General features: G+C 60.5%; 17 protein-coding genes. 10 read left to right on the top strand and 7 right to left on the bottom strand.

The features are described from left to right. A partial coding sequence (locus tag A3714_RS05340) for a LysR family transcriptional regulator (protein ID WP_156493830.1) occupies window positions 1-575 on the bottom strand: 575 nt, incomplete at its 3' end. A 350-nt stretch (window positions 576-925) separates the two neighbouring features. Here A3714_RS05340 and A3714_RS05335 point away from each other — a divergent pair. Together A3714_RS05335 and A3714_RS05330 are read left to right on the top strand one after the other, a co-directional pair. After that, window positions 926-1198 (top strand): Arc family DNA-binding protein, encoded by a 273-nt coding sequence (locus A3714_RS05335; protein ID WP_062815829.1) that lies wholly within the window; start codon window positions 926-928, stop codon window positions 1196-1198. 125 nt (window positions 1199-1323) lie between these two features. Beyond that, the gene (locus A3714_RS05330) at window positions 1324-2553 is read left to right on the top strand and encodes a GGDEF domain-containing protein (protein ID WP_063525814.1); all 1230 of its coding nucleotides are present in this window, start codon (window positions 1324-1326) and stop codon (window positions 2551-2553) included. A 150-nt stretch (window positions 2554-2703) separates the two neighbouring features. Here A3714_RS05330 and A3714_RS05325 read toward each other — a convergent pair whose 3' ends face one another. Together A3714_RS05325 and A3714_RS05320 are read right to left on the bottom strand one after the other, a co-directional pair. Further along, window positions 2704-3525, bottom strand: coding sequence for a M23 family metallopeptidase (locus tag A3714_RS05325; RefSeq protein ID WP_231867828.1), 822 nt, complete (start codon window positions 3523-3525; stop codon window positions 2704-2706). Between the two features lie 200 nt (window positions 3526-3725). Continuing rightward, window positions 3726-5297 (bottom strand): HD domain-containing phosphohydrolase, encoded by a 1572-nt coding sequence (locus A3714_RS05320; protein WP_063508751.1) that lies wholly within the window; start codon window positions 5295-5297, stop codon window positions 3726-3728. Window positions 5298-5559: 262 nt separating this feature from the next. Here A3714_RS05320 and thrS point away from each other — a divergent pair, with 262 nt between their 5' ends. From thrS to cysS, 3 genes are all read left to right on the top strand, one after another. Continuing rightward, on the top strand, window positions 5560-7476 hold the full coding sequence (gene thrS, locus A3714_RS05315; protein ID WP_063508752.1) for a threonine--tRNA ligase: 1917 nt from the start codon (window positions 5560-5562) through the stop codon (window positions 7474-7476). A gap of 104 nt (window positions 7477-7580) precedes the next feature. Beyond that, the gene (hisI, locus tag A3714_RS05310; RefSeq protein ID WP_062815824.1) at window positions 7581-8009 is read left to right on the top strand and encodes a phosphoribosyl-AMP cyclohydrolase; all 429 of its coding nucleotides are present in this window, start codon (window positions 7581-7583) and stop codon (window positions 8007-8009) included. Then, entirely contained in the window at window positions 8006-9388 is a 1383-nt protein-coding gene (gene cysS / locus A3714_RS05305; RefSeq protein WP_063509710.1) for a cysteine--tRNA ligase, read from the top strand. The genes hisI and cysS overlap by 4 nt, the downstream gene beginning before the upstream one ends. Before the next feature lie 160 nt (window positions 9389-9548). Here cysS and A3714_RS05300 read toward each other — a convergent pair whose 3' ends face one another. After that, window positions 9549-10208, bottom strand: a complete 660-nt coding sequence (locus tag A3714_RS05300) for a hypothetical protein (protein WP_231866121.1) — start codon at window positions 10206-10208, stop codon at window positions 9549-9551. Window positions 10209-10470: 262 nt separating this feature from the next. Between A3714_RS05300 and yidD the strand changes: the two genes are divergently transcribed. The 5 genes from yidD to A3714_RS05275 all read left to right on the top strand — a co-directional run bounded on the left by yidD (window position 10471) and on the right by A3714_RS05275 (window position 15545). Then, entirely contained in the window at window positions 10471-10746 is a 276-nt protein-coding gene (gene yidD / locus A3714_RS05295) for a membrane protein insertion efficiency factor YidD (protein ID WP_063509708.1), read from the top strand. Continuing rightward, the gene (locus A3714_RS05290; RefSeq protein WP_063509707.1) at window positions 10743-11048 is read left to right on the top strand and encodes a hypothetical protein; all 306 of its coding nucleotides are present in this window, start codon (window positions 10743-10745) and stop codon (window positions 11046-11048) included. Before yidD ends, A3714_RS05290 begins: the two co-directional genes overlap by 4 nt. Before the next feature lie 146 nt (window positions 11049-11194). Then, window positions 11195-13261 carry a TonB-dependent receptor domain-containing protein gene (locus A3714_RS05285; RefSeq protein WP_063509706.1) on the top strand — a complete coding sequence of 689 codons (2067 nt, stop codon included), beginning with the start codon at window positions 11195-11197 and terminating at the stop codon, window positions 13259-13261. A gap of 15 nt (window positions 13262-13276) precedes the next feature. Then, window positions 13277-14752 (top strand): hypothetical protein, encoded by a 1476-nt coding sequence (locus A3714_RS05280; RefSeq protein WP_231867827.1) that lies wholly within the window; start codon window positions 13277-13279, stop codon window positions 14750-14752. A gap of 274 nt (window positions 14753-15026) precedes the next feature. Continuing rightward, window positions 15027-15545, top strand: a complete 519-nt coding sequence (locus A3714_RS05275; protein WP_062815817.1) for an outer membrane beta-barrel protein — start codon at window positions 15027-15029, stop codon at window positions 15543-15545. 86 nt (window positions 15546-15631) lie between these two features. On the opposite strand, the gene A3714_RS05270 is transcribed toward A3714_RS05275, so the two are convergent. From A3714_RS05270 to A3714_RS05260, 3 genes are all read right to left on the bottom strand, one after another. Next, the gene (locus A3714_RS05270) at window positions 15632-16210 is read right to left on the bottom strand and encodes an NAD(P)H-dependent oxidoreductase (protein ID WP_063509704.1); all 579 of its coding nucleotides are present in this window, start codon (window positions 16208-16210) and stop codon (window positions 15632-15634) included. Between the two features lie 285 nt (window positions 16211-16495). Further along, entirely contained in the window at window positions 16496-19243 is a 2748-nt protein-coding gene (locus A3714_RS05265) for a peroxidase family protein (protein ID WP_063509703.1), read from the bottom strand. Window positions 19244-19537: 294 nt separating this feature from the next. Continuing rightward, window positions 19538-22168 (bottom strand): LuxR C-terminal-related transcriptional regulator, encoded by a 2631-nt coding sequence (locus A3714_RS05260; protein WP_082844790.1) that lies wholly within the window; start codon window positions 22166-22168, stop codon window positions 19538-19540. Between the last annotated feature and the right edge of the window lie 173 nt (window positions 22169-22341).

The following is a 22341-nucleotide window of genomic DNA, read 5'->3' as shown; positions in this document are numbered from 1 at the left end:
GCAGACAGGTAACTGTCCAGATTGAAATCACCGGCAATGGGGTTATCCCGGTTCAGCAGACAGGAAAAGGAATCCTTCCACAGACTCACCTGGTGAAAGGAACCGGGAATCTCGTTAAACCGGTTCACCGCCATGTCCACCCGACCCTGCTCCATGTCCTGGTAGCTCACGTCCGAAGGGGTCAGGAAGTCCAGCACCACGTGCGGGGCTTCCGCACGCAGGCGCCGCACGATATGGGGCACCAGGGTGGCTTCCGCATAGTCACTGGTCATGATGCGGAATACCCGACGGCTTTCCGAGGGCTGGAACACATCCTCCGGGGTAAACAGCTGTTCCGCCTGGGACAGGATCTGTCGCACCAACGGGCGCAGTTCCTGGGCACGTTCCGTGGCGGTCATGCCGTCACTGGTACGAATCAGCAGGGGATCACCGAATAATTCCCGCAGTCGCTTGAGGGAATTGCTCATGGCGGGCTGGGTAATGCCCAGTTGTTCTGCCGCCCGGGTCACATTCTGCTCGCGCAGCAGCACATCCAGGTACTTGAGCAGGTTCAGGTCAGCCGCACCAATATTCATGATATGAATCGCCACCTAAGAAAGCATCACCAAAATGGATTCTATAGCGCGGCATGCGGGGTGTCACATGGCAACGCGTTACGCCCCAAAAGCAGACAATATCCGGGCAAATCCCGCCACGTCGTGAGGTCTGCGTGAAAACATTGCAATGTAAAAGCAATTTTTACCGTTTTCGGTGTTAACCGGGTCGCTGTTTGAGGCTTAATGGCAAGCTGCCAGTATCGCCTAAAGGCAAAAAAATGCGTAAGGTCTAATGCACTGTTAACGCTACACCCTGTCGTGTTGTCTGGAACAGCCGCCCTGTATATAGAGGCTGATTTATTGTTCGCAGGTGTGATTCAGAGGTTACTATGACAAGCAGCGCAACCACGCGAGCCGAGAAGTTCGTGGTTCGATTTCCCAATGGCATGCGGGCCAGTGTCGCGGAAACCGCCGGCCTCAGCCATCGAAGCATGAATGCGGAGATCATTGCCCGCTTGCAACACAGTCTCAGCAATTGGCCCGCCACCTTGCCCCATGGCGAACCGGCAATTCCTGACGGCCAGGAAGAAGCGTACCTGCTGGAACGTTTCCGGCGTCTGCCTGCCGGTAAGCGACAGGCACTTTTGGCTCTGCTGGACTGAATGCAAATCGCCTTCTGTCCTTACAATGTGCCGCTGGCCGCCTGTGATTTTTTTCCATAGTCGGCATACTCTATGATGAAACATGGCCGTCATCGACGCACGGACACAAAGGAGCCCTATCGGCCGTGACCGCCCCCCAGAAACATAATCCGCTCCCCACCGGCAGTGACATCAAACTGCCGTGGCACCTGCGTCTGCCAAAGCCGCTGGAAAAAGACTTTCGCCTGTATTTTCTGGCCAGTGTGTCAAAGGTCGCACCCTGGGCGCTGGGCCTGGTCTCCACCCTGATTGCCACCGCCATGCTGATCGAGTCGTGGATCGGCACGGATGTGATCAGTAATTCCTGGCGGCCCCGACTCTTCACCTTGATGCTGGCCGGCGGCTGCGTGATTCTTGCCCGCAAACTCCAGTGGCGGGAATGGCTGCACCCGGCCACTCTGGCACTGGCGTTTGCCATCGCCCTGACTGGCAATTATCTGGGTGTACATGTGGATCACCCTCTTGCCTACACCTTCTTCCTGCATACGCCCCTGTCGATCATCATGATCTGCATCCTCGTGCGGGTGCCTTTCTACTCCGCCCTGCTCAGTTCCACCGTGATGATCAGCGCCATGGTCGCCACACTGCTGGCCAATCCGGAGCGGACCCCGTTCGAATCCATCACCCTGACCATGGTAACCCTGGCCTTTGCCAGCATGAGCCTGTTTGGCCAGTACGTGTATGAGCGGTTGCTGCGCCAGCACTTCCTCTCCGAGCACGTGCTTTACCAACACCGTAACGAGCTTCACTCCGCCAACCTGGTACTGGAAAACCAGGCCACCGTGGATGGCCTCACCGGCTGCATCAACCGGCGAGGCATGGAGTCCCGGCTCAATCACCTGTTCCACCTGCACAAGCAGGGCAATCCGGATGCCCCGGAACGCATCAGTCTTTTGCTGTTCGATATCGATTTTTTCAAACAGTACAACGATACCTACGGCCACCCGGCCGGGGACGAATGCCTGAAGAAAATATCCCATGTCCCCCTCTCGATGGTGCAGGCCGACACGGACTTTGTGGCCCGCTATGGTGGCGAGGAATTCGTTATCATCCTTACCGATTCCAGCTTCAATGATGCCCTGGTGTTTGCGGAGCGGATGCGCAACCGGGTCGAACAACTGGGCCTGCCCCACAGCGGCTCCCGGGTCAGCCAGGTGGTCACCATCAGCGTGGGAGTCGCCTGCTCCGACCACGGCGCCAGCAATGGCGCCGAACTCCTGAAACAGGCTGACGAGGCCCTCTACCAAGCCAAAGGCGCTGGCCGTAATCGGGTGGCGATGACGAATAGTCAGGGATTGGTGGAGATGTTGAGTTAATTAATAGTTAATAATGAATAATTAATAGTTTCGCAGGCCAGCGACAGTGCCGCCTGCAAGCAAAGAGGCCGCGTCCAAAGCATGGGCGCGGCCTCTTACATTGAAGAACAGGAAAGCCGTTTCGCGACGTTATTAATTATTCATTATTAACTATTCATTGCTTTCCATCTCCCCCACCACCGTCACCGGATCAAGCTTCTCCTCGAACCAGTTCAATCGCCAGTCCAGGTGCGGTCCGGTCGCGCGACCGGAGGCGCCGACCTTGGCCACCGGCTCGCCCTGCTTTACCGCCTGCCCTTTTTCCACCAGCACCTCGCTGAGGTGGATCATGGTGGAGGAAACCCCGTAGCCATGATCCAGGATCAGGGTGCCGCCGGAATAGTAATTATCGCCCTGCACCAGTGTCACCACCCCGTCCGCAGGAGCCACCACCACAGTGCCCGTGGGCCGGGCCACGTCCACACCATAGTGGGGCCGGCCCGGCTTGCCGTTGTAAACCCGCTGACTGCCATAGACACCACTGATACGGCCCGTGAGCGGCCACTGAAAATCACTGAGAAAGGCAAGCAGGGCAGAGTCCGTGTCCCGCGCCGTTTTGATTTCCGCCACCTCGCGACGAATCCGCTGGAGCACCGCTTCCGGTGGCGGCTCCACGGTACGCTGCGGCACCCCTTCGATACGCTGGATATCATACTCACGCTTGCTGAGGATTACCGGCACTTGCTGTGCCTTGCCCTGCTTTTCCAGCGTCAACACTTGCTCAAGGTCGGCATCCCGGCCAAAACCAACGGCAAAGAATCCTTCCGGTGTGGTCCGTACCGCCCTGTCACCCAGTTTGACCGTCACCCCACTTGCCACCTGGCCACGCAACAGCGCCCCCTGGGTTCGCTGGCCTTCCAGAGAGAGCAGCCAGTCGCTGGCGAGGCACACAGATGACACCAGGCAGAGCAATACAGCAAGAGTAATACGCACAGGAAACCTCAAGAAAACATTCGGTCGTCTTTCCGCAGGCGCGTCGCTGGCGGCGCAATACATTCCGTCTCGAGTGACGAATTACAGGACGCGACAATCAGCAGGCCCTACCGCTTTTCAGGTCTGCCTTTCGCAACTCGCTCCTCACATTTCGCCGCTCTGGCTATCGCGCCGCCAGCGACGCTCCTACAGAAAACCCATCACAGAAAAGCACTGCCATCCTCCACATCCAGCTGCACCGGATCCAGATGTTTTGCGGCGTACTGACGCCACACCCCGGAGCGAATAAACAACCGGTACAGATCCGGATCCAGGTGATCGTTGTCGCGCATTCGCTGCATGATGGCCAGGGCTTCGCTGAGCTTCAGCGGTGTCTTGTAGGGACGTTCCTTGGCGGTAAGGGCTTCGAACACATCGGCGATGGCCATGATCCGCGCCGGGATCGACATCTGGTCACGGGTGAGTCCAAGTGGAAAACCGGTGCCATCCATTTTTTCATGGTGGCCGCCCGCATATTCCGGTACCTGGCGCAATTTGGGGGGAAACGGCAGTGACCCGAGCATGTCCAGGGTCACATCCATGTGGCCATTGATGATTTGCCGCTCTTCCGGAGTGAGCGTGCCCCGGGGGATACACAGGTTGTAAACCTCATCGTCGGTGAGCAGGGGCTTTTTCTGGCCCCAGGCATCGGTCCAGCGCCGCGCCGCGATGTCCCGCACCCGTTGCTGGTCCGCCTCGGCCATGGCTTCTCCGCCCCGATTGATGCGCTCCAGAAACGCCAGGTCCTCCTTCAACTGACCGATTTCTGCTTCCATGCGTTCACGGCTGGCTGGCTCGTCGGCGGGATCCAGCAAACAGGCCTTTTCATAGCGAAACTGGATCTCCCCGCGCAGGGCAGCAAAGCGGCTGGCCACCTCATCGATACGGTCATGGAGGGTGTGCAGCTTGGTGGACTTGTCCAGCACCGAGTCCGGCGTGGCCAGCTTGCCGCAGTCGTGCAACCAGGCCGCCACATGCAATTCGTACCAGCCGTCCTCATCCAGGGAAAAGTCCGCAAAATCCGCATTATCCTCACAGGCCGCCTGGGCCAGCATTTCGGTAATCACCGGCACCCGCTGACAGTGGGCACTGGTGTGCGGACTCTTGGCATCAATGGCCTGGGCCAGCACCTTGATAAAGGCATCCAGCAGCTCCTTCAGCTCCTGCACCTGGCTTAGATTGCTCAAGGCAATCCCCGCGTAGGTCAGCAGGGACTGGAAGATCAGATCGCTGTGCTTGCCCAACCGGTGCAAACGGGCCGGTAGCGAGCGGTTATAGGCCAGCTGCAGCACCCCGATCACCATGCCCTCATGATTGCGCAGGGGCCACAGCCGCAAGCCGCCGGCATCCGGTGCCAGCGCATCCAGCAAGTATCGGTCCTCCTCGCTGAGAGCACTCCGGGAGAGATCCACCGCCAGGGGCTTGCCGTCCTGGTAACACTGTTCCGGCAGGCCGCTTTTGCGCGCCATGGGGCAGAACAGGCTGGCCTCCTCATGCAGGGACGCATCACCGGCCCGGCGACACAGGCAGCTCAAACCCGGCTCAGGCTTGCCATCTGCATACAGCCACACCCAGCCGGTATCCGCCTCACACAGGTACAGAGCCTCATCCAGCAATACCTGCAGCAGGCGCGGTACATCCCGCTGCTCGCTGAGATGTTGCGCCACCCGCAACATGCGCGGCAGCAGATTTTCGTCCGTCACCGATGTGGTGTCAGGCAAAAAGGAGTTCATGAGCTATCCCGCTCCCAATGGTCATCCATAGCAAAATCGTGTGTTTGCCCAGCAAGCATAGGCTGAGCCAGGATTTCAGGCAAAAAAACGCCGCTTTCCTCTATTCCCTTTCGACCGACGCCCATACCGCCGGTCCACAACACTGTCATATCGCACAACCTGCGCCCTGCTGGCCGCCACATTCAGCAGGCAGCGACTTGAATGAAACCCCAACAGCCCCTACCATCTGCCGGTTCCGAGCCAATCTGGATTCCTACCTCTCATGAGTGTCAGCTATCAACTGCCCGACGGGGCAACCATGGCGTTTGATCAGCCGGCGTCCGCCCTGGACATCGCCGAGCGTATCAGCAAAAAACTCGCCAAACAGGCTCTTGCCGCCAAAGTGGATGGCAAGCTGATCGATGTTTATCTGCCCATCGACGATGGCGCCATGGTAGAAATCATCACCCGCGACACCGACGACGGCCTGGAATTGATCCGCCACGATGCGGCCCATGTCATGGCAGAGGCGGTGCAGGAGCTGTTCCCGGGAACCCAGGTCACCATTGGACCGACCATCGAAAACGGCTTTTATTACGACTTCTACCGGGAAGATTCCTTCACCCCGGAAGACCTCAAATCCATCGAAAAACGCATGATGGAAATTGTGCGTCGCAACGAGGAAATTCGGCGTGAAGTCTGGGACCGGGATGAGGCCATCGACTTCTTCCTGAAAGCCGGTGAGGAATTCAAGGCGGAAATCATCCGCGACCTGCCCGCCGACCAGGAAGTGAGCCTCTACCGCCAGGGCGATTTCATCGACCTGTGCCGCGGCCCCCACCTGCCCAGCACCAGCAAGCTGGGCGACGGCTTCAAACTGATGAAAGTGGCCGGTGCCTACTGGCGCGGCGATGCCTCCAAGGCCCAGCTGCAGCGTATCTACGGTACCGCCTGGCGGGACAAGAAAGAACTCAACGCCTACCTCAAGCAGCTTGAGGAAGCGGAAAAGCGTGACCACCGCAAACTGGCCAGGGAAATGGGCCTGTTCCATATCCAGCAGGAAGCGGTGGGCAGCATGTTCTGGCACCCGAAAGGCTGGCGCATGCGCAAGAACCTGGAAAACTACATCCGCGGCAAGATGGAAAAAGGCGGCTACCAGGAAGTGGCTACCCCGCAGATGATGGACCGCATCCTCTGGGAAAAGTCCGGTCACTGGGACAAGTACGGCGATGACATGTTCACCGTCTGTACCCACGATCACCGGGAAATGGCGGTCAAGCCCATGAACTGCCCGGGCCACGTGCAGATCTTCAACCAGGGCATCAAGAGCTACCGGGACCTGCCCATTCGTCTCGGCGAGTTCACCACCCTGTTCCGTAACGAAGCCCACGGCGCCCTGCACGGCCTGATGCGCGCCCGCTCCTTCAGCCAGGACGATGCCCACATCTTCTGTACCGAAGGGCAGATCAACAAAGAAACCGCCGGGTTCATCACCATGCTGCGGGAGGTCTACAAGGACTTCGGCTTCGAGAGCTTCCGTATCAAGTTCTCCGACCGCCCGGAAAAACGTGCCGGTGCCGACGAGACCTGGGACAAGGCCGAAGGCGCCTTGCGCGATGCGGTGGAATCCCTGGGGCTGGAATGCGAACTGAACCCGGGTGAAGGGGCCTTCTACGGCCCGAAACTGGAATTTGTCCTGCGCGACGCCATTGGCCGTGACTGGCAGTGCGGCACCCTGCAGGTGGACTTCGTGCTGCCCGAGCGCCTGGACGCGGAATACGTGGCCGAAGACGGCTCTCGCCAGCGTCCGGTGATGCTGCACCGTGCGGTGCTGGGGTCCCTGGAACGCTTCCTGGGCATCCTGATCGAGTCCACCGCCGGGCACCTGCCCCTGTGGCTGGCACCGGTACCGGTAGCGATCTGCACCATCACCAATGCGGCGGATGACTACGCCCGCAGTGTGAAGGAAAAGCTGGAAGCCGCCGGCATCCCGGCGGAACTGGACCTGCGTAACGAAAAGATCGGCTTCAAGGTCCGCGAGCATTCCCGCGCCAAGGTGCCGCAGATCTGGGTCATCGGTGAAAAAGAAGCGGACGAGCAATTGGTGGCCATCCGGACCCTGGGCTCCCAGGCCACCGACACGACAAGCCTGGACGCCGCCATCACCGCCCTGGCCAACGCGACCCGCCTGCCGATCTGAGGCCAAGAAACACCGTTGGAGCCTTGCTCGCAAGGCGAATAGAGGGTAACCCCCTCGCTTTGCAAGCAAAGCTCCAACGGCCGCATTCAGCCCCCGGAGGCGTCATGTTCAAAGACAACGAACAACAGCCCGAAGGTTTCCAGGTACCGCTGCAAGAGGCCCTGGACAACCTGAAGCTCACCGACGACGGCCTGATTGCCGCTATCGCCCAGCAGCATGACACCGGCGAAGTGCTGATGATGGCCTGGATGAACCGGGAAGCCCTGGAGGAAACCCTGGCCACCGGTCGGGTCTGCTATTTTTCCCGCTCCCGGAAAACGCTCTGGCGCAAAGGCGAATCCTCAGGCCAGGTGCAGATACTGAAAGAACTGCGCATTGATTGCGACGCGGATACCGTGCTGGTGAAAGTGGACCAGACCGGCCCCGCTTGCCACACCGGCCGACGCGACTGCTTCTACTGGAAAGCCGACGCCGACAGCGTCACCATCGACAAGACGCCGATCATCGATCCGAAAGAGCTTTACAAAAAATGAGCCTGAAACTGCACAACACCCTGACCGGGCAGAAGGACGACTTCATTCCGCTGGATCCCAACCGCATCACCCTCTACGTGTGCGGCCCCACGGTCTATAACTTCGTCCATATCGGCAATGCCCGCCCGGTGGTGGTGTTTGATGTGCTGTACCGGCTGTTGCAGCGCCTCTACCCGGAGGTGGCGTATGCCCGCAACATCACTGATATTGATGACAAGATCATCAAGGCCGCGGCGGAAAATGGCGAAGACATTGGTGCCCTCACCGAACGCTTCACGGCCGCCTTCGCCGAAGACATGGCGTCTTTGAATGCGAAAACCCCGAGCATCATTCCCAAGGCCACCGACCACATCAGCGAAATGATCGCCATGATCGAGACCCTGGTGAAAAAGGGCCACGCCTACGAGGCCGACGGCCAGGTGCTGTTTGCGGTGGAATCCATGCCCGACTACGGCAAGCTTTCCGGTCGCAAACTGGAAGACATGCTCGCCGGAGCGCGGGTGGAAGTGGCCGACTACAAGCGCCACCCCGGTGATTTCATCCTCTGGAAGCCATCTACCGATGACCAACCCGGCTGGGAGTCCCCCTGGGGCCGTGGCCGTCCCGGCTGGCACATTGAATGCTCCGCCATGATCCACAAGCACCTGGGTGACGTGATCGATATCCACGGTGGCGGCCAGGATCTGATCTTCCCGCACCACGAGAACGAGATCGCCCAGGGCTGCTGCGCCCACGGCACCGACTACGTGCGCTACTGGATGCACAACGGCTATATCAACATCGACGGCGAAAAGATGTCCAAGTCCCTGGGCAATTTCCGTCTGGTCCGTGATCTGCTTACCCAATACCACGGCGAAATCCTGCGCTTTGCCCTGCTCTCCAGCCACTACCGGTCACCGCTGAACTTCTCCGCCGACGTACTGGAGAATGCGGAGAAGGGGCTGGATACGCTCTACTACGCCCTGCTCGGCCGTGGCGAAACCGTGGAGCCAGAGGCCGGCTACCAATTGCCGGACAACCACCCTGTGCTGGCAGCCCTCAAGGATGACCTGAACACCTCCGAAGCTGTCAGCGCCCTGCACGCCATTGCCGGCGAGCTGAACAAGGCCGAGCTGGCCGACAAACCGGCCCTGAAGGCCGAACTGCTGGCCGCCGCCGACTTGCTGGGCCTGCTCACCGAGGACCCCACCGCCTGGTTCCAGAACAAGAACGCGGGCGAAGACGGGCTGAGCAACGAGGAAATCGATGCCCTGGTGGCTGAGCGCACCCAGGCGAAGAAAGACAAGAACTTCGCCCGCGCCGACGAGATCCGCCAGCAACTCACCGACGCCGGTATCCAGCTGGAAGACACCCGCGAAGGCACCCGCTGGAGTCGATGAAAGGCGAGTTGAAAGTTTAAAGTTCAAAGTTGAAAAGCGCGGAGTGGGTTTTTCGCTTCATAAACGCAAGAGGCCGCGTCCATGGTTTGGGCGCGGCCTCTTTTGCTTGAGCACTTCTTGCCTCTACTCGCGTTTCAACTTTGAACTTTAAACTTTCAACTCAAAGCCTCAACGCATCCATCCCCGGCAGCCCCGGCAAATCCTCACGCCGGGCATTGGCAAACCGCGGCTTCTCCAGCTGCTCCTTCAACCCTTCCAGGGTCACCCGGGGTGCCTTGGTGGAGACCAGATTCGCCAGCCACACCGGCACATTGCCCCCCGGATCCACGAAGGTCTCGAATTTCACCCGTACCCAGCCGTCCGTCAGCGGCGTAATCACAAACTGGTTATCCAGGGCCGGGATACGCACGAAGCCCGGCTGCTTGTCCTTGACGCCCTCGGCGTTCTCACTGTGCAGATGAATCTCGCCATCAGCGGTCTGGGTCAGTGTATTGACCAGCACCACATCCCGGTCCGCCACCGGCCAGATCCCGTTGAAACGCATATGGATGCGCTCTTTTTCCGTAATACTGAGGCGCTCTGCCCCCTGACTCTGGAAGATCCACTCCGGGAAGGTGTCCACCGCCGTGATCACCGCCAGTACCGAGGTGGCGCTGGCCTGCAATTCCACCACGCCCTTGAAGGCCTTCACCGGGCTGTCGGAGACCTCGCGCACATAGGTAGTCACGTCACCCCGCTGCGAACCTTCATGGTTCAGCTCCCAATCCGCCGCCCAGGATGGGGCCGTCAACATCAACAACGTCAGAACAATGGCTCTCACAACACACTCCTCACAATCATGTCCGTGGCGCAGTATGCACCCGGCTTGCCGCCAGACAAGGGCATGCTCACAAATTGGCACAACCGGCCAAGGCGCCCCTAGGAGCCCATGCTTGCATGGCGAACCGGTGTGGGGAGGTTCGCCATGCAAGCATGGGCTCCTACAAGGACAGAATCAGCCTGCTCCCGCATCAAGGTAGCATCCGCCACCGGATTGGCCGTATCATGCCCCGTTGAGTTGACACCACACAGGTCTTGATACCGTGAAATCGCTTCTGCTCGGTATGCTCTGGTTATACCAGAAGCTGCTGAGCCCCTGGATCGGCAACCAATGCCGCTTCTACCCCACCTGCTCGGAATATGCCCGACAGGCGGTGGAAGTCCATGGCGGCCTGCGCGGCAGCGCGCTGGCAGCGAAGCGTTTGTGCAAATGCCACCCCTGGCATCCCGGTGGTTTTGACTATGTGCCGGGCACCGAGCCCAGTCAGGAACAGCACCGCTGCAGAAAGCACAGCGCCCCGGGGGAGAACGCATCATGATGCCAGCTCGCCACGGCCTGTCGCTGTCACTGATTCTGGCGCTGTTCTGCGCCCAGCTACTCTTTGCCTGGCATGCGCCCGCTCACATCGATGCCCAGCCCCACGATTCCCACACGGAGCTGCTGGCCGCTGCGGATTGCCAGATCTGTACCCACGGCCAGGGCATGCTCGCCCTGCCCAACCACTATGTTCACGTCGTTTCCATGCACGCCGAACCGGCCCCAGCCCCTGTGGCTGCCCCGGTACGACGCACCCTTGAACACCTTTCCTACCCCCCACGCGGCCCACCCGCCTCTGCTTGATACCGTTTGTTCAATCCGACAGCCCGCGCACGCTTCAACGTGATGGTCCTGCGTGCATAACGCTGTCGGACACCCGTTCCGGACCGCGACACCAGGCCCCTTGAATCCAGCGTCGCGGCCGCTCAAACGTGAAGACAGAGGTTTCTATGAATTCTCGACGCCACACCCTGGCCGGGTGCGTCGCCGTGGCGCTGGCTACATCGCTGGCCCCAACGGTCGTTCAGGCCGACAGCTCCGATTCTTCCACCGCCAATGAACTGGAAACGGTGAACGTCTCGGCCCTGCCTTTGGGCAGCGGCAGCCCCAGCACCCCGTACTCGGTGATGGATCAGCAAACCCTCACCCAGAAAAACGCCGCCACCCTGGGCGAGACCCTGAACAATCAGCCCGGTGTGCACAGCGATACCTTCGGTGGCGGCGCCAGCCGGCCGGTGATCCGCGGCCAGAGCGGCCCACGCGTGGGCGTACTCAACGACGGCTCTGCGGTGCTGGATGCTTCCAAGATCTCCCCGGACCACACCGTCACCGTGGATCCCATGCTGGCCCGCCAGATCGAAGTCCTGCGCGGCCCGTCCACCCTGCTCTACGGCAGCGGTGCCAGTGGCGGCGTCGTGAATGTGCTGGACAGCCGTATTCCCACCGAACGCCCGCGTGAGGACGTGGAAGGCTTCGTAGGCGCCCGCGCCAACACCGTGGCCGATGAAAACGCCACCGCCGCCGGCATCACCTTCTCCGCCACCGACCATCTGGTGTTCCGGGTGGAAGGCAGCCGCCGGGACGCGGATGATTACGAAGTGGACGGCTTCGACCGCCTCACCGTGCCCGGCACCTACGCGGAAAGCGACAACAGCAGCATTGGCGCTTCCTGGATCGGTGACCAGGGCTTCTTCGGCATGGCCTACAGCTACCGTCGTGACAACTACGGCCTGCCCGGCCACAGTCACGAGTTCGAGGAGTGCGGTGTCAGCGGCAACAGCCTGGCCTGCCCGGACGAAGAGCACGACCACGAGCACGGCGAAGAGGTTACCCCCTTCGTGGACCTGGCCAGCCGCCGGGTAGACGCCCGGGGGGAATACCGCAACCCCATGGACGGCATCACCGCCATCCGCTTTCGCGGCAATCACACCGAATACCGCCACCATGAAATCGAGGAAGGCGAGATCGGCACCACCTTCCGCAACCGGGGCGGCGACGCCCGGCTGGAAGTGGAACATGCTCCCATCGGCGACTGGCGGGGCGTGGTCGGCATGCAGTACACCGACTTTGACTTCAGCTCCCTGGGGGGTGAAGCCTTCGTGCCGAAAACCGAAAGCCGGGCCCTGGCCCTGTTTGCGGTGGAAGAGTACCGGCTCAACGATCAATGGCGTTTCGAACTGGGCGCCCGCCAGGAGCGCCAGCGACTGCGCCCGGAAGACCGTCCCGGCGAAGCGCTACCGGATCTGAAGCAGGACAGCACCTCCCTGTCCGCCGCCGCCAACTGGGCATTCGTGCCGGGTTATGAGCTGGTACTGTCCGTGGGCCACGCCGAGCGCGCCCCCAGCGCCCAGGAGCTGTATGCCGAAGGGGTGCACCTGGCCACCAACACCTATGAGTGCGGTCTTCTCAGTGCCTGCGGGGGCGGCCAGCGGGACCTGGACGACGAAATCAGCCTCAACGCCAACCTGAACCTGCGCAAGACCCAGGGCGACTGGCTGTTTGATCTGGGCGTGTTCGAGAACCGCATCAATAACTACATCTACGCCCGCACCCTGGACCAGATCGAAGATTTCCGCCTGATCAAGTACAGCCAGCGGGATGCCACCTTCACCGGTGCCGAAGCCTCGGTGAGCTACTACGGCGTCGACCCCATTGGCATTACCGTGTTCGGCGACATGGTGCGCGCCACCTTCGATGACGGCGGTTACCTGCCACGCATCCCCGCCAAGCGGCTGGGAACCCGGCTCAACACCTACGTGGGCCATTTCGATGCGGAGCTGGAGTACTACCGCACCTTCGCCCAGGACCAGATCGCCGGTTTCGAGGAACGTACCGATTCCTTCGACATGGCCAACATCACCGTCAGCTACCGGTTGCGCGGCGACCAGCGCTACACCTTTTTTGTGCGCGGCAACAACCTGCTCGGTGAGGAAGTGTTCAACCACACCTCCTTCCTGGCCAGCACCGTGCCGGAACCGGGCCGCAACCTGACCGTGGGCACCCGTATCGAGTTTTGACGCCTGGATCGTTAAGTGAAAACGACATACCCCGGCGCCATTATTCCGCCGGGGTCGCGAACCGAATTGGAGAACACCATGCAACGCTTCAAACACGCAGCCAAGCGGGGTCCGGCCCTGCTGACCTGTCTGCTGGCCGCCCTGCTACTGGCCGGCTGTGAAAACGAAACCGGCAGCACCCCGCTGGGCGGCGGTGAAGACGCCCATGACCATGATCACGACCATGATCACGGTGACCACCCGGGCCGCCTGGTCATTGCCTCCAGCGATGGCGCCGGCGATCAGCTCTATATGTATGATCTGGAAGAGCAGGCCCTGCTTCCCGGCTCCCTGTCGCTGAATAGCGCCCCAAGCGCTCTGTACACCAGCCCCGGCAAGCGATTTGTCCTGGCCCCCCAGCGCAGCGCCAACCAGGTGCAGATCCTAGACGGCGGCCTCTATGTCCATGACGATCATGTGCATGAAGACGCCCCCTCAATGGCTGGCACCCTGAACGGGCCCGCCCCCACCCACTACCGGGTCCACGGCGAACAGGCGGCTCTGTTTTACGATGGCGATGCCGGCAACGCCATCATGGCCAGAGTAGAACTGCTCACGGATGCGTCCCTGGAAAATGGTGGCAGTGTGGCCAGCCAGACCCTGGACAGTGCCCACCACGGCGTCGCCGAACCCCGTGGTGACATTCTGCTGGCGACCTACCGCACCGCGGCCAACGGCCTGCCGGAAAAGGTGGACATCTATCACCAGCATAACGATCACTATCATCGGGAAGACACCGTCAACCTGGACTGCCCGGGCCTGCACGGCGCCGGCTCCAATGAAGACTATTCCGTGTTCGGCTGCAGTGACGGCATCCTTATCGTCCACCAGGACGGCGAGACCTTCACCGCCCAACACGTGGACAACGCCACCCTGGGCCTGACTGGCAGCGAGCGGGTCGGCAGCTTTGACAGCCACCATGAGTTGCCTCACTTCGTGGCCTATGCGGGCGACCGGATTCTCATCATCCATCCGGAGGATGGCGATGCCGAAGAGCTGGACTGGACGGAAGGGGCCGACGTTTCCCTGGACAACCACAGTCTCGATCCCCATGGCGAACACCTGGTTCTTCTGGATGACGCTGGCGACCTGCGCATCTTCGACACCGCGGACTGGAGCGAACATGCCCATGTGGAAGACGCTGTCGACCCCAGCACCGCTCCTGCGGCCTCTGGCCACGGCAGCCGGATCGCCATGGCCGTTGCGGGGGAGCCCGCCCACGTCTTCCTGGCCGATCCCGGCAATGACGCCATCGTCGTGGTGCATCTGGAAGAAGGCGAACGGGAAGATCCTCTGCCCCTGACGTTTACACCCGGCAAACTGGCCTGGGTAGGCCTGGCGGGCGAACCCGCCCATGGCGATGATGAGCACGACCATGATCATGACCACGAGGGTGAAGACCATGACCATGATCACGAGGATGAAGAGCACGATCATGACCACGAGCATTAATCCCTGGTCCAACCCGGCAATCTTTCAGGAGGGATAACGCTCCTGTTTGCCGGTCTACGGCGGATAAAGGCAAACACGTCTTTACCGCCGTAGCGCCCTTCACAACACCGCGGGGTCATCCCATTGCGGCCCACAGCAAACAATCTGCCTGCAGGCGCCCCTTGCGGGCAGGCTCCTGCAGCGCCTTCCTGATCCCCCGGTCGCCCTACCGCCTTCTTTTCACTACAATCCGTTTCATTACTTCGTCATACACATGACTCAAGCGGGAGATACCATGAAAAAAGTACTGCTAGCCGCGACCCTGGCCCTGCCCATGTTTGCCCAGGCCAGCGGCTACGCCGGGCTGGATATCGTCAGCAGCAAGATCGAGCCGGACAACACCAGTGCCTCCGCCAAACCGGAAGTGCTGCAATTCAAATTCGGCACCTGGATCAACCGCGACGAGACCCTGGGTGGCGAACTGCGCCTGGGCCTGGGTATCGGTGAGGACGAACTGAGCAACAACGTGGACGTGGAGGTCGATCGCTCCTACGGCGCCTTCTTCCGCGGCCAGTTCCCCAACACCCTGCCGGTCCGCCCCTACGGCCTGATCGGCGTGTCCTACATCGAAACCACCGCCAACTTCCCCGGCGGCGGCTCCGACGGCGAAAACTACAAGGACCTGTCCCTGGGCCTGGGCGCCGACATCACCATCACCAACCAGATCTTCCTCAGCGTGGAATACCTGCGTGCCGTGGATCGCAGCGGCGATGAAGTGTCGAATCTCGGCTTTGGTATCAACGGGCGGTTTTAACCGCTGAAGCGCTCGATAAAAAACCGCGCATCAGCGCGGTTTTTTTATGGACAGCCGTCGTGCCCCTTGAGTCGCTGAGGCATCGCTTATGTCTTTCGCGCAAATGCGGAAACGCGATCCAGCCATGTCTGCCGCTTGCCATCAGAAGCTCCCCTCACTGGCCCCAGCACGGTTATTTCAACGGGCTTGATGCCCACAAACTCAAGAATGGTTCGACGGATCTGATTGTGGGCCGGGTTACGGTACACCAGCCGGAAATACCAGGGGGGCGTATCCATGGTGGTGATCACATGTGCCGACCGGCCAACCAGAAGCTTGTCCCACAACTGGGAATTCTCACGATACTTGAAGGCATAACCCGGCAGAAAAAGACGGTCAAACATGCCTTTCATGATGGCCGGCATGGAGCCCCACCACACCGGGAACACCAACACCACATGCTCTGACCAGGTGATCGCGCTCTGAATGTCCAGGAGTCCGGGTTCCAGTTCCTGGCGCCGGTTGTATCCATGGCGCAACACCGGATCAAATTCAATTTCACCCAACCGAAAGTAGCGCACTTCATTACCGGCCTGCTCGGCACTTTCTGCGTAGCGATCGGCCAGAGCACGACAGAAACTGTCCGGATCCGGACTGCCCAGGATCACCGCGATCTTCTTTCCCATGAAATTCCCTTAATGAATAGATCGAAACCAACACACGACACCCTCGGCTTACCGCCAGACAGCGCTCTCACCCTTGCTGTCATGGTAGAGAAATGGGGAGCGACTGAAGGATCGCAAGGCCTGCCATAAAAAGAAAATGCAAGGCAGGAAGAATGGGGCCATTGGCCTGACAAGAGTGCGGCCCGAACGTGCGCTCACAGGATTGAGTCATTGGCGGGCATAAAAAAGCCCGGGCAGCGTATGGCTGCCCGGGCCTGGTGGTGGCGGGGTTAGCGCCGCTCTCCCTTAACGGTCCTCGTAGCGTTGGTGCTTGAAGAAGATGCCTGTGTCACCGAATTGGGACAGGGTGAACTCGGACTGGGTGACCAGTTCGCCGATTTTGACGGCGCTGTTGCGACGCTCGCGGGCATAGCGGGCGGTGACCCAGGGCCAGATGGATTTACGGATCTGCATGTCGGTGCCGTAGACGTCATACACCTTGGTGCCCGCCGGGATGGCCGTGAGGTCCTCGCGGAAATCGTGGGGGGCGGTGCTGATGGTATTTCTCAGCGTCAGGTTGGGCACGAAGTAGATCTGCGTCGGGGTTTTGACGCTGCCTGCGGCGCTGCCGTCCTGGTTCACTTTGGCCATGTCGCTCATCACCAGCAGGGTGGGCTTGGTGGAAACCAGGGAGAACAATGCGGTGGTGCCCAGCGTTTCATTCACTTCCGCCTGCACATAGTTGGACAGTTCGTTGGCGAAGATGTTGTGGTTGTCGCCCTGGCCGCTGAGGGTATAGAGCGCCGACACGTTTTCGGAGCGTTTGCCATCCACCAGCAGTTTCAGTGCCAGGCCGGGGGCAAAACCGCGGTCGGAAGGATCACCGGTAACGGACAGGCGCAACAGCCCGTGGTCGGCGCCCTGGAAAAGGCCGCTGTAATCATGGCCGCCGGCGGACTGCAACTGGACCTTGGCCAAAGCACCGCGCGGATGAATCGGCTTGCTGTAACCCGGGGGCGCCACGTCGGTGACATCCTGTACTTTCTTCCACAGTACCGAGTTGATCAGGCCGCCGATGTCGATGGGTTCGATGGCGGGCATTTCACCCTCTTCATAGCTGGTGCGCAGGGCGCCGTTGACCCACAGGTGATCCTGCTTGGCCTGGGCGGACCAGTCCTGATAGTCGTCCGGCATGTTCAGGCCCCAGGGTTTGAAGGCGTTGTCCATGCCCACCAGGCTGGTGGCCAGGGTGGGAAAATGACGACGGATCACATCCACCATGGTGTTATCTTCCACCCAGTCGATACCGGCGGCGGTGTAGACCTCGTCGGTATAGTCGGTGGTGAAGAAGCGGTCGGTCATCAGACGACGGGAGGCATTGAGAATGAAGATCTGGAAAGAGGTTTCGCCGAAACCAAAGCCTTCCGGACGGGTTTCTTCCGCCAGCTGCCCCACCAGGGTGTCGATCATTTCGATGTCGTTGTTGTAGAGCGACTTCAGGTCCGCCAGCAGTTCCGGGTCGCTGGTGAGGTCCTCGAAACGGGTGATGGGCTTGAGGCCGATCTGGCGGCGGAATTCGTTGTAGCGCGGCACCCCGCGTTCGCGATCACGCAGTACATCGATGGCGGCCATGTCGATGTCGCCGATCAGCGGCATGGACAGGTTGCGCAGGAAATCCGGGTAATTGTTCAGGGTCAGCGCCCCCGGATGGGTGATGCCGAAGGAATACCATAGACGGTCTTGCCCCACGTCGCCGAGCAGATCTTCTGCGTCGCCGTTGCGGGTGTCCTGAATGGGAATTTCCTGATCAACGATGTTGGAGCCGATGTCGTAGACCTTGATCTCGTCACGCAACAGCGGATGCATGCGGTATACGGAAACAAACTCTTCGGTCAGTGTGTAAGGCACACCGTAATTGTTGGGCGTGCGCGAACCCACCAGGCCGGCCAGGGCATGCTCGATGGAACTGGTAGGGCTGTCGCCCAGGCCCGTATCGATGCCGACCAGGTCAAACAGACTGCCCAGCTGCCCCAGGTTGTTGTTGAGCATATCCAGGTCTTCCTGGAATTTGTCGCGGGTGTCGCGATCGCCGCCCAGGCCCCACCAGTTGGCGTACATGGCCCGCTCCAATACCGGATTGGCCAGGATCGCCGGGGTCCATTCCACGGTGTGAATCTTGGCCATCAAGGCGGAATTAATCAGGCGAGCCTTGTCGAACAGCCACTGATCAGACTTGCCGGGATTGTTGGCCTTGAGCATGTCGGCGATGGCGTTGTGCTCCAGGGTGAACAGGTGATGCATCATGCTCAGCCCCACCCACCAGTTCTCGTTGAAACCGGTGACCGGTTTGCCGCTGAGAAATTCCGTGGGCAGACGGCCGTTGCCGTCCACTTCCAGCTTGCCGTCCACGAAGGAACGAACCTCGTCGTTGGTGTCCTTGTCGCTACCGTAGAGCTGGGAGCCATCCCACCAGTGGGTGTTGATGTTCTCGTAGGTGACCACGGACTCGTCACCACTCACATCCGGGTCCGGACGGGTGCGCTGGACGGACATGGTGCCGGATCCCAGCACATCCCCCGGTGGCAACGGGAACTCAATGGGGTTGGCATCGGTGCGCGGACCATGGTCGAACCAGTCGTGCACCATGAACTGAATCCAGGAAGTGGCGATAAAGTTCAGGGTGGTGGCGGGTTTGAAATCGCCGCCCCGGGACATGATCAGGTTACTGACTTCCCGGGGGTTGGGGGTCAGCAGATTGCCACTGGCGTTTTCCGCATACACCGACGCCGGGTCCACATTTCGGCCGAAGTTGGTATGGACGGAGCCCTCCGCCGGGTTCTCCAGAATATTACAGGTGCCATCTTCGGTGCGGGCGGTCAGGCTGCGTTCGTCACAGACAATGCTGGCGTTCTTTTCGTCCCAGCTTTCCATATCGAACATGTTGTTCTCGAGCAGGTCTTCCCGCTGCCCGGCCAGTACCAGTAACGCACCCATCACGCCCAGGGTGCCGAATTTGGTCAGGGCCGGCCAGGTAACCCAGGGGGTCATAGCCATGATAAGCCTCCGTCTTGTTGTTCTCGGGGTATGTCGGATGACAACGCCCGGACTCTAGCAACGGGGCCAGCCCCTCCACCCCCTCCTGCGGGAGGGGGTGGGCGGAAATCGCGAACCGGGTCATGGTTTGGCTTTCGGTAGGAGCGTCGCTGGCGGCGCGATAGGCGAGTTGCGAGTTACGAGAAGCGAAAACCTGGCTTTCCCTGGTTCTCGGTTTCGATTTTCGAATCTCGCTTCTCGCGACTCGTCACTGTTTGATTTATCGCGACGCCAGCGACGCTGCTACGGCAAGCGCTAACGCGATGCCGCGCGCAGGACCGCTTCGGTGCGGCTGGAAACGCCGAGTTTGCTGTAGATGTTTTTCAAGTGCCATTTGGTGGTGGTGATGGAGGTGCCCGCTTTTTCGCTGATGCCGGCGTTGCTCAAGCCACCTTGCAACAGCTCGAAGATTTCCAGTTCCTTTGGCGTGAGCACCGCATCCGGGTCCACATCCAGCGGAGCATTGGCCGGGGCCGCGTCGAAGACGGCGGGGAACAGGTCGGTATAAAACTCCGGCAGCATCAGCACGCCACGGCTCCACAGCTTTTTCATCAATGCCGCCAGGCCCGGCGCTTCGTCGAATACCGAGCGGTTGATATTGAGCAGCCCGTAGCGGGTAATCAGTTCATCCACCCGTTTTGCCTGCTCACCGGCACTACTGCCACGGGCGGTGATTACCAACAGGTTGGCCTCCACGATGGAAGCCCGGGTCATGATCCCTGCCGCCTTCACAACTGAAAGCAACCGCTGCAACACGGCGTCTGCCTCGGCAAGGCGGCCATTGGCGATCAACCAGTAGGCCGCAGCCAGCCCTTTCCGTTCCCAGCTCTGGCTGTAAGTGGCCGGGGTGTGGGTGCCGTTTTTCGCCACCCAACCGGCCAGGTCGAAACGTTCCGCCACCGCATCCAGCCGGCTCCAGCAACCGGCGGTGAAGGCCTGGCGCACCATTTCCAGCACCGTCATGTTGACGAAGCGCTGGTAGTTGCCCAGCTGCAGAATGCCCAGCAGTTTTTCCAGCATGCGCTCGGAGGGTTTCTGTTTGCCTTGTAGATGCTGAAGCCGCGACAGGGTCAGGTAGACCGTGGAAATCACTTCCGTGGCCGAGGCGGACGACACCATGGGCAGCAGGTCTTCGCACAGCTGTTGGGCTTCCTCCAGACGGTTCTGGTCGTACAGCACCACCACCATGCCGGTGGCCCACAGGGACCAGGTCGGGCTGTCCCGGGAGGTGCCATGGAAATGCTCGTTGATAAACGCCACCGCTTCACCGATATGGCCCAGCTGGTGGTTGGCCAGGGCGGTAATCAACCCGGCGTAGCCGGCGGTAAAATGATGCCCCAGGCGAAGCAAGACTTCTCTGGCCTGACTGGAAAACGCCAACGCGGATTCCAGTCGTCCATGCTGCAGGTGGTAGTAGGCCACCATGGCCAGGGAGAAGGCCCGGATGTCCCGGTGACCACTGCTTTCCATCAGCAGGGACAGATTGGCACCCTCCATGAAGTCGGTATCGTGCTGGAACAATTGCAGGTGCATTTCCAGAAAGTCGATCACCCGGGCGTGATTGTCGCGGGCTTGCTGATCGTTACGCGGCGCCTCTTTCAATGCATCCAGATAATAACGGGCCCGAAAGAACCGGCGAGACAGAGTCAGGGTGCTGATCAAGGGGGCGGACAACTCATCACGGCTGAGAAGGGTGCTGTCCGACAGCGTTTCCGCCCAGTCGAGAATGTGGGCGGTATAACCTTCCCGTAGCCAGTAGTCGAAGGCCTGCTCCAGGCAGTGAATGAACAGGCTGTCGTCCCCGGCCCGTTTGGCATGCCATACGGCCTGCCGAAAATTCTGCTCGCGCACAAAGAAACGGGTGGCACGGCGGTGGATCGGCGCGATGCATTCGGGCATTTCAATGGCGACTCGGGCGCGCAAAAAATCCTTCAGTAACCCGTGATAGCGATACCAGCCGGGCCTGCCCGATATCGGGATCAGGAACAGTTCCCGGGAGGTCAGCTCCTCGATCAGACGGGCGGCGCGATCGCTCTGCAGCACCTGGTTGCACAATTCCGCATTGAAGCTGTCCAGCAAGGCGCTCTGCATGAACAGGGTGCGGGCGGTATCGGGCAGACCTTTCAACACCGCATGGCAGAAGTAGTCCATCAGCTCCGGCTGGCTGGCATCAAAATCTTTCAGGGTCTGCATGCCCGAGCGCATGGCCGCCAGCAGGGCAATCTTGACCCCGGCCATCCAGCCTTCGGTAATGCTAAGCAGGTGGACCATCTCCTCCTCATCCAGCGCCCCGCCGCCCAGACCTTCATTGAGGGCAGTGACTTCCTCACGGCGGATTTTCAGTTCGCTGGCGCCGATTTCCAGTAACGCGTCCTCCAGCCGCAGGCGGCTGATATCCAGGGGCGGCTGGGTGCGGCTGGCGATGATCAGGTGCACGTCCGCCGGCGGCTGGTCCAGCAGGGTGCTGATGACACTGAGTGTTTCCGGGCTACGGATATGCTGGAAGTCATCAAAGACGATAATCAGGGGCCCGGCCACCTGCTCCAGGGCCTCGAAGAGCGCATCGGCAATGGACGATGGCGGCAGCTCAGCCACATCGAAGGGCATGAACCAGGAGGTATCGAACGCCGGCACGGCGGCACGGGTCTGCTCGGCAAAACGGCGCAGGAAGCGCACCGGGTCATCATCCGCCGGGCGCAGGCTCAGAGAGACCACCACGCCGGGGCCGGGCCGGGATTGCCACTGGCTGAGCAGGGTGGATTTCCCCGCTCCGGCGGGAGCCAGCAACAGGGTGAGAGGCACGCGGGCGCAATGATCCAGCAATGCCACCAGTTCCTTCCGGTAGAACCGACCTGCCACGGGCCGGGACGCATCAGTCGTACTCATTTCTGATCTGCCTAGCGTTTTTTATTGTTGTACTGCCATCGGCTGGCTGGGACGCCAGTGCCGATATGCAAACTAACGGATATTGGCTCACCCGAACCGGCATTTGATCACAAACCGAACAACAGGTAGCGGCATGGCCGCAAATCACAAAAGGCGTGATTGAGAGGACGCGG

The organism is Alcanivorax sp. HI0007, assembly GCF_001635525.1.
In the GTDB taxonomy this organism is placed as follows: Bacteria; Pseudomonadota; Gammaproteobacteria; order Pseudomonadales; family Alcanivoracaceae; genus Alcanivorax.
This window is presented reverse-complemented; position numbering and strand designations above follow the sequence as displayed.